At 45.1% G+C, this 6,706-nt stretch carries 9 protein-coding genes and 1 pseudogene; 9 read left to right on the plus strand and 1 reads right to left on the minus strand.

Features of this window, described 5'->3' with window-relative positions; all coding sequences use genetic code 11:
- The 5 genes and pseudogenes from HEN33_RS23745 to HEN33_RS27175 form a co-directional block, all read left to right on the plus strand.
- The coding region (locus HEN33_RS23745; protein WP_168995829.1) for a hypothetical protein at positions 1–591 on the plus strand (591 nt) is incomplete at its 5' end.
- Between the two features lie 221 nt (positions 592–812).
- Complete coding sequence (locus tag HEN33_RS23750; RefSeq protein WP_000135717.1) at positions 813–1,373, plus strand: hypothetical protein; 561 nt, start codon at positions 813–815, stop codon at positions 1,371–1,373.
- Positions 1,374–1,761: 388 nt separating this feature from the next.
- Positions 1,762–2,376: an inovirus Gp2 family protein gene (locus HEN33_RS23755; RefSeq protein ID WP_000628304.1), complete on the plus strand. Its 615-nt coding sequence runs from the start codon at positions 1,762–1,764 to the stop codon at positions 2,374–2,376.
- A 27-nt stretch (positions 2,377–2,403) separates the two neighbouring features.
- On the plus strand, positions 2,404–2,970 hold the full coding sequence (locus HEN33_RS23760) for a YagK/YfjJ domain-containing protein (RefSeq protein WP_000287889.1): 567 nt from the start codon (positions 2,404–2,406) through the stop codon (positions 2,968–2,970).
- Positions 2,971–3,084: 114 nt separating this feature from the next.
- Positions 3,085–3,162 (plus strand): annotated as a pseudogene (locus tag HEN33_RS27175) (hypothetical protein); the annotation flags it as partial.
- An 11-nt stretch (positions 3,163–3,173) separates the two neighbouring features.
- Here HEN33_RS27175 and HEN33_RS23770 read toward each other — a convergent pair.
- Positions 3,174–4,160 carry an IS3 family transposase gene (locus tag HEN33_RS23770; protein WP_001300102.1) on the minus strand — a complete coding sequence of 329 codons (987 nt, stop codon included), beginning with the start codon at positions 4,158–4,160 and terminating at the stop codon, positions 3,174–3,176.
- Positions 4,161–4,584: 424 nt separating this feature from the next.
- On the opposite strand from HEN33_RS23770, the gene HEN33_RS23775 reads away from it, so the two are divergent.
- From HEN33_RS23775 to HEN33_RS23790, 4 genes are all read left to right on the plus strand, one after another.
- A complete protein-coding gene (locus HEN33_RS23775) occupies positions 4,585–5,151 on the plus strand; it encodes a YagK/YfjJ domain-containing protein (protein WP_001126808.1) in 567 nt (188 codons plus the stop codon).
- 257 nt (positions 5,152–5,408) lie between these two features.
- Positions 5,409–5,969, plus strand: coding sequence for a hypothetical protein (locus HEN33_RS23780; RefSeq protein WP_000991573.1), 561 nt, complete (start codon positions 5,409–5,411; stop codon positions 5,967–5,969).
- A 68-nt stretch (positions 5,970–6,037) separates the two neighbouring features.
- On the plus strand, positions 6,038–6,271 hold the full coding sequence (locus HEN33_RS23785; protein WP_000958494.1) for a helix-turn-helix transcriptional regulator: 234 nt from the start codon (positions 6,038–6,040) through the stop codon (positions 6,269–6,271).
- Positions 6,268–6,453, plus strand: coding sequence for a hypothetical protein (locus HEN33_RS23790; protein ID WP_000831962.1), 186 nt, complete (start codon positions 6,268–6,270; stop codon positions 6,451–6,453). The genes HEN33_RS23785 and HEN33_RS23790 overlap by 4 nt, the downstream gene beginning before the upstream one ends.
- The last annotated feature ends 253 nt before the right edge of the window (positions 6,454–6,706 follow it).

Here is a 6,706-nt window from a genome sequence, read left to right on the forward strand (position 1 = left end):
GCTATAACTGATATAGAGGATAAGCTACGTCAGTTTTTTAATGAGGAACCATTTGTGCAACGGACAAAGCCTGAAATAACAAAAGGAGAGTTTTTTCATAGCATTTATAAATCGCATATCAAATATGAATATGATGTTCTCGATAGAAAGATATTTCCTCATGAAAGCACCAGAAATGCTATGGGAGTTGCAGAGAAAAAGGGAATTAAAGAGAATGCGACCTTAATGCTGGAATATTATAAAGTTGAGAAGGCAATTTGTATTTACACGAACAGAAAAGTTTCCCATACCCTAAATCGTGCAGGAGGGTTTTATAAAACCATTCTGATTAAAACCAGTGTTTTTGGGGATTATTTTTTTGACTTTTGCAATTCAGTTTGCCTGCAGATAGATGAGTTGATTGAGTATGGTACGAAAGAAACAGTGAGGCGACATCAGATTCGTAGTACAGGATTTTGTACTTTTCATATTCCGATTTTTTATATCAATAATAAGGCTGTAATAGTGCCTGTTCTGAGAACAGAGGAAGTTTCACAAAGTTCCAGAACAGGTGGAGATGTTATTATTATTAACCCATTTGAAGATGAATGATTATGGCCCGCGTAGATTTATTCATAACCCAGAAATCGTGGTGTAAATGATGAACAGAAACCGCTTTCTGAGGTTAAAGAGAGCAATCATTACCCGGGAGTGGCCAACTCTTTTATCGAGTACTTTTCCGATGTATCTGGAGAGTCTCCCTTAGAAAAGAGTAATGCGACTCAGGAAAAAACAGGTTCAATAATTAATTCATGATACCAGTTTGAGGCATTATGGCGAGTTTTGCATACATAGACTCTGAAAAATGGTCAAAACTTAATCGCTTAAAATCCATGATTCAGAGATATTTTAAAGAACCACTATTGCAGTTAACAGGCGAATTGGGTCGCCCGGATTATACTCTGGCAGACAGAAAACGGTTAGTTCGACTCCTGACGCAGGATATGCAAAGGGGTGATATTCTGATTACTAAATCGTTAACTTGTTTTGGTAATACGCCGGAAAAAATACAGGAGGTTTTATCTTTAAGTATCAGACAAGGTATTAATATTTGCTTTTTTATGTCATCAGAGTTGCCGGATGGTGATGATATTCCTGTGGTACTCACCGGGATGATTTTACCTACAGATATTAGAGGAAAAATTCCCGACATCAGTATCCGGAAAATTAAAAGAAAACCAGGAAGGAAAGAAGGGAGTATTCATAGTAAAAATATCAGACAGTTGAAATTGCAGGGGTTCAGTCAGTCACAAACAGCCAGAAAATTAAGCATCAGTTTATCCACTGTAAAAAGACACTGGGATAAAGGTATTGTTGATCTAACTGCAGAGTAATATTTTATAGTCCTTGTAGCTATTGGCAATGGAGTTATAAATGCATGTGCGTTGGATAGGTAATATATGTTATATCTGTGATGTATAGTATCTGGTATATGTGTAATGATGGATATGATGTACTAATAGAGCTAATGGTATTCTGATACCAAATAATTAGTTGTGTGTAGATCATAACTCTGTTTAATGTTTTAGTACGTTCTAATGTAACTGTGTAACATCATCCTGTTCTCTAATGTAACAATAGGCAGTAGCGTTTTTCTTAATTGACGCCCAGAGGGTTATATATCCCTCTGGGAACTACTGATACGAATATTAATATCTGCTTCTGTTGTGTATTGGGTAGGTTAACTATTAGCTTATCCCTGAAAGCAAAAGGAATATTAACATGATTACGATTGAAACTCTTTACGGTGAATGTCATGAGGCTCACGGGTTAAAAATAAGAAACCAGGTGAATAACCTCTTCCAGAAACATCCCAGAATAACGGCAATACGGGTGGATCTCCATTATCCTCCCGTGATTGACAACGGGGATACCATTACCTGTTTTCCTAACCTGAGTCCCGGAGAGATATCTCGTTTCCGTAACTCGCTGAATGCGAAAATTAATGCAGATCAACACCGTAAAAAACAACAAGGCAAACGCACCTACGCAACGTCGGTTTGTATTATCTGGGCGAAAGAATATACGCAGTCCTTTAAATGTCATTATCACGTCTGCCTTTTTTTTAACAAAGACGCCTATTACCACCTGGGAGACTATGAGCGCTCTGACACCCTGAGAGGGTTAATTACCGGAGCCTGGTACAGTGCCTTAGGGTTAGAACTGGAAGATCACCAGGGACTAGTTCATTTCCCTGCTAATGGACGTTACATCCTGGATATTAACGATCCTGATTTCCCTGAGCAGTATCAGCGCTTATTGGCACGTCTGGATTATCTGACGAAGCTCGACACTAAAGCATCAGGTCAGCGTAACTTTGGCTACAGCGGTTTTTGACCTATTGTAACTGTAAGGTGATTTATTATGTATACAGAATCAAACATTAAGCTTTCCTGTAACGTCCTCTGGCAAAAGTGTGTCCTTGCAACTCTGTATCGGGCTGCAGCTACACATCCTAAAATTAAATTATTACAATTTAAATTAATACCTTGCCCAGGTATGAATAAGGCAATTCCCTCTCTGATGGCTGATTTTACTGGTGAACTGCATAGACTAATTTCTGAATATTTGCAGTGCAAGCGACGTAAAGATAAATCTGTTGAGCCCGCCCCTTTATATTATCTCTGGAGTAGGGAAGCTGTGGCTAACGATACCACTCCTTATCTTATGGTACTGCTACTTAATAACGATGTCTGGTGTAAGAGTCGTGAGGTGGTGGTTCTCAGAAATCTGATTGAGCAGGCGTGGGGAAAAGTATTGGACGAAGATAACTCAGTTACACATCTGGTTGTGTATCCTGAAGTGCTGTCGTTGGTATTTGATGCAGCTAACACATATAACGCTGAGCCTGGTGTACTGGAACAGACGGCCCAAGCTTACATTGAATCGCATGGTGCCATTGAACGTCATCTTGGATGTAGTGACTTTTAACATCAGGTGATGCATAAGGGCCTTTCGCTGAGAGGCCCTGTTTACACAATTAAATAAGTCGAACCCGACCAGCAATTTTGACGTTGACGGCAGGATTATTGAGGGGCAATCAATGTGTTTTTCGGCAGTGATTACGGTAGTGAACGGACCTGCTGTCTGAATGGTATCGATCCGCAAGCGTATCTGCGCCATTGGATTTGCCCCTATATTTCCAGACACCTGTTATCACTTAACCCATTACTGGCCCGCTGCCGTAGATATTCCCGTGGCGAGCGATAACCCAGTGCACTATGCGGATGCCATTCGTTATAATGCTCGAACGCCTCTGCAAGGTTCTTTGCTGCCGTTAACCCGTCTGGTTTGGGCATGATACTGATGTAATCACGCTTTATCGTTTTCACGAAGCTCTCTGCTATGCCGTTACTCTCCGGACTCCGCACCGCCGTGTTCTTCGGTTCAAGTCCCAACATCCGGGCGAACTGGCGTGTTTCATTAGCCCGGTAGCATGAACCATTATCCGTCAGCCACTCCACTGGAGATGTCGGAAGCTCGCTGCCGAAGCGGCGTTCCACCGCTCCCAGCATGACGTCCTGTACTGTTTCACTGTCGAAGCCGCCCGTAGTGACCGCCCAGTGCAGTGCCTCACGGCCACAGCAGTCCAGCGCGAACGTGACTCGCAGTTTTTCTCCGTTATCACAGCGGAACTCGAACCCGTCAGAGCACCATCGTTGATTGCTTTCTTTCACGGCCACTTTGCCAGTATGTGCCCGTTTCGATGGCGGTACAGCGGTTTTTCGCTCAAGCAACAGCGCATTCTGGCGCATGATCCGGTAAACACGTTTGGCATTGATAGCAGGCATACCATCAAGTTCGGCCTGTCTGCGAAGCAGCGCCCATACCCGACGATAACCATACGTGGGCAGCTCTCCGATAACATGGTGTATACGGAGAAGCACATCCGTATCATCTGAGTGACGGCTGCGGCGACCATCTTTCCAGTCATCGGTTCGTCTGAGAATGACGTGCAACTGCGCACGCGACACCCGGAGACAACGGCTGACTAAGCTTATTCCCCATCCCCGGGCAACAAGGGAGACCGTCATTCCCGGTTCAAAGCTCTGCTGAACAATAGCGATCTTTTCCTGTGTAGTACGCCGTCTGCGTTTCTTCGGTCCTAAGACATCAATCATCTGCTCTCCAATGACTAGTCTAAAAACTAGTTTTAAGACTATCACTTATTTAAGTGATATTGGTTGTCTGGAGATTCAGGGGGCCAGTCTAAGTTTGTAGTTTATGATGTTATTGATCGTAATATGTATCTTGAACTCCTGGTCGTGGGTTTTTATCGCGTGTTTTGCAGTATTTCGTGATGTTTTATTGATTCTGTCTTTTATTCGCATCTCGTTTATCTCATCTCTTTAGCTAATATCATCAGATAATCCATTTCTTTCTGCATAATGCTGCGTATCGTTAATAATCCGTCGTATCCATTCTGCTACAGCATGCCTGATAAATACCATCTGTAAGTTATTACCGTTTTAGATCTGATTATGAGCGAAAGCATTAATTCGCTCACAGAGCTTAAAACATCATTAACTTTCAGGAGTCATCAACATGCCTAAATCTTACACACCAAACTGGTTTTTTACCGCTTTACTTGACAATCACATCAATCAAATGATGGCACGCTATTCCTGCCTGCGGGCCTTACGCATGGATTTCTTCTACAGGAAAGATACGCCTGATTTCTTACAACCTGATCATCGCTGGCTTGAATTGCAGTTGCGTATGCTGCTGGAGCAGGTGGAACAATTTGAAAATATCGTTGGCTTCTTCTGGGTGATTGAATGGACGGCTGATCATGGTTTTCATGCGCATGCGGTTTTCTGGATCGATCGTCAAAGGGTTAAAAAAATATATCCCTTTGCGGAGCGGATTACGGAATGCTGGCGGTCTATTACGCATAACAGCGGTTCGGCACACCGCTGTACATATCAGTCGCATTATACATACAACATCAATATTCCTGTGCGCCACAACGATCCTGAAAGCATCGATAATATTCGCGGTGCCCTGCATTATCTGGCAAAAGAAGAACAAAAAGACGGGCTGTGTGCCTACGGCTGCAATGAAGTTCCTGAACGTCCTGCTGCAGGGCGTCCTCGTAAGCCTCACTTCTGAAGCTTAAGGCCTGAGCCTCCACTCCTGGAAACACTCCGTCGGTAAAAACTTACCGCCTTGATTAATGATGTGAACCGAAGTCAACGGAGATCATTCATCCTGAACCTGTATCCGGTGTTCGCCCCTTGTCGGTGACCTGATCTTCCCGTTCTGTTTCGGTTCTTCACGTATTCCATCAACCCCATCCGCAAACCATAACACGTCAGCTCATTCACGGGCAGGACGCGTTGTGGGCTGCGCATAACGGAGCATATCTTATGAATGCTATTCCTTATTTCGACGATAGCCTTGCCCCCTTCTGGCCATCTTATCAGAGCAAAGTCATCGGCGTTCTTGAGCGTGCGCTGCGTGAGCAGTCCGGCTCCCGGGTACGGCGGATCCTGCTTCGTCTGCCATGTGAATATGACACTACCTTCAACAGCAGAAAGACCTGGTTAGGCATGGATTTTATTGAAACCGCCAGTGCGCTGATGAATGCAACACCCGGGCGCGACCTCTGCTGGCTCCTGACCCGTCATCCTGAAAAGCCGGAATACCACGTGGTGCTGTGCGTCAGACAGGAGTATTTCGACGGCCCCGAACTGGACCGGCTGATTCTGGATGCCTGGAGCAACGTACTGGGCTTCGCGTCACCGGGTGAAGCGGCACCGTACCAGAAGCAGATAACACGGGATGTGGTGCTGGACAGTCGTTCACCGGACTGCGAAGACATCCTCAAAGAGCTGATATGGGCGTTCAGTGATTTCGCCCGCGATCGTCGTGGTGTGCGCGATCCGGAAGCCCGTTACCTCGCCGGCAATCCCGGTTGGCAGTGCTGAAAGTAGCACGCCATCCCATTCCCCGTATTACCCCATTCTTCATAAATCTCACTGAGGACATTCTGACCATGTTGACCACAACAAGCCACGACAGCGTATTGCTGCGTGCCGACGATCCCCTGATTGACATGAACTACATCACCAGTTTCACCGGCATGACCGATAAATGGTTTTACAGGCTGATCAGTGAAGGGCATTTTCCTAAACCCATCAAGCTGGGGCGCAGCAGCCGCTGGTACAAAAGCGAAGTGGAGCAGTGGATGCAACAGCGAATCGAGGAGTCACGAGGAGCAGCAGCATGAAACGTGTTTGTAATACCAGTACGCTGGCAATGTGCGAAATGCCGGCGCTGGTATTGTGGAAATCAGCCCTGTCCCTGGTGCTGGCGACACTCCCGCTCATCTTTCTGCTGACACCCTCTGGTCAGCCAGCGGACTATCGTCCTTTCCTGACCGATTCGTCATTCCATTTTTATTGTCTGTAACTAGCATTGCATCGGTGTTGGCCTGTTTGCCTGCGTGTCTGCACCGGTTCAGTAAAATTAGAAAAGGAGTATTTGTCAGCGCCAGTGATAAAAGCCGTAACGGCTAACAATCCTGGCGTTGATACATTCTGTGCAAGCTAGGTGGAATCAATCATCGGATACGCGATCTCATGCCGGGTTGGTGTTTTAAAACTGACGGGTGATGCTGCCAACTTACTGATTTAGTGTATGATGGTGTTTTTGAGGTGCTCCA

Origin of the sequence: Escherichia sp. 94.0001, from assembly GCF_013369155.2 — a bacterium.
GTDB classification, from domain to species: domain Bacteria; phylum Pseudomonadota; class Gammaproteobacteria; order Enterobacterales; family Enterobacteriaceae; genus Escherichia; species Escherichia coli_F.

What these genes read in the sequence shown, in the direction of transcription:
- HEN33_RS23750 (WP_000135717.1), top strand. Translation starts at nt 813, where the DNA reads ATGGCGAGTTTTGCATACATAGACTCTGAAAAATGGTCAAAACTTAAT.
- HEN33_RS23755 (WP_000628304.1), top strand. Translation starts at nt 1,762, where the DNA reads ATGATTACGATTGAAACTCTTTACGGTGAATGTCATGAGGCTCACGGG.
- HEN33_RS23760 (WP_000287889.1), top strand. Translation starts at nt 2,404, where the DNA reads ATGTATACAGAATCAAACATTAAGCTTTCCTGTAACGTCCTCTGGCAA.
- HEN33_RS23770 (WP_001300102.1), bottom strand. Translation starts at nt 4,160, where the DNA reads ATGATTGATGTCTTAGGACCGAAGAAACGCAGACGGCGTACTACACAG.
- HEN33_RS23775 (WP_001126808.1), top strand. Translation starts at nt 4,585, where the DNA reads ATGCCTAAATCTTACACACCAAACTGGTTTTTTACCGCTTTACTTGAC.
- HEN33_RS23780 (WP_000991573.1), top strand. Translation starts at nt 5,409, where the DNA reads ATGAATGCTATTCCTTATTTCGACGATAGCCTTGCCCCCTTCTGGCCA.
- HEN33_RS23785 (WP_000958494.1), top strand. Translation starts at nt 6,038, where the DNA reads ATGTTGACCACAACAAGCCACGACAGCGTATTGCTGCGTGCCGACGAT.
- HEN33_RS23790 (WP_000831962.1), top strand. Translation starts at nt 6,268, where the DNA reads ATGAAACGTGTTTGTAATACCAGTACGCTGGCAATGTGCGAAATGCCG.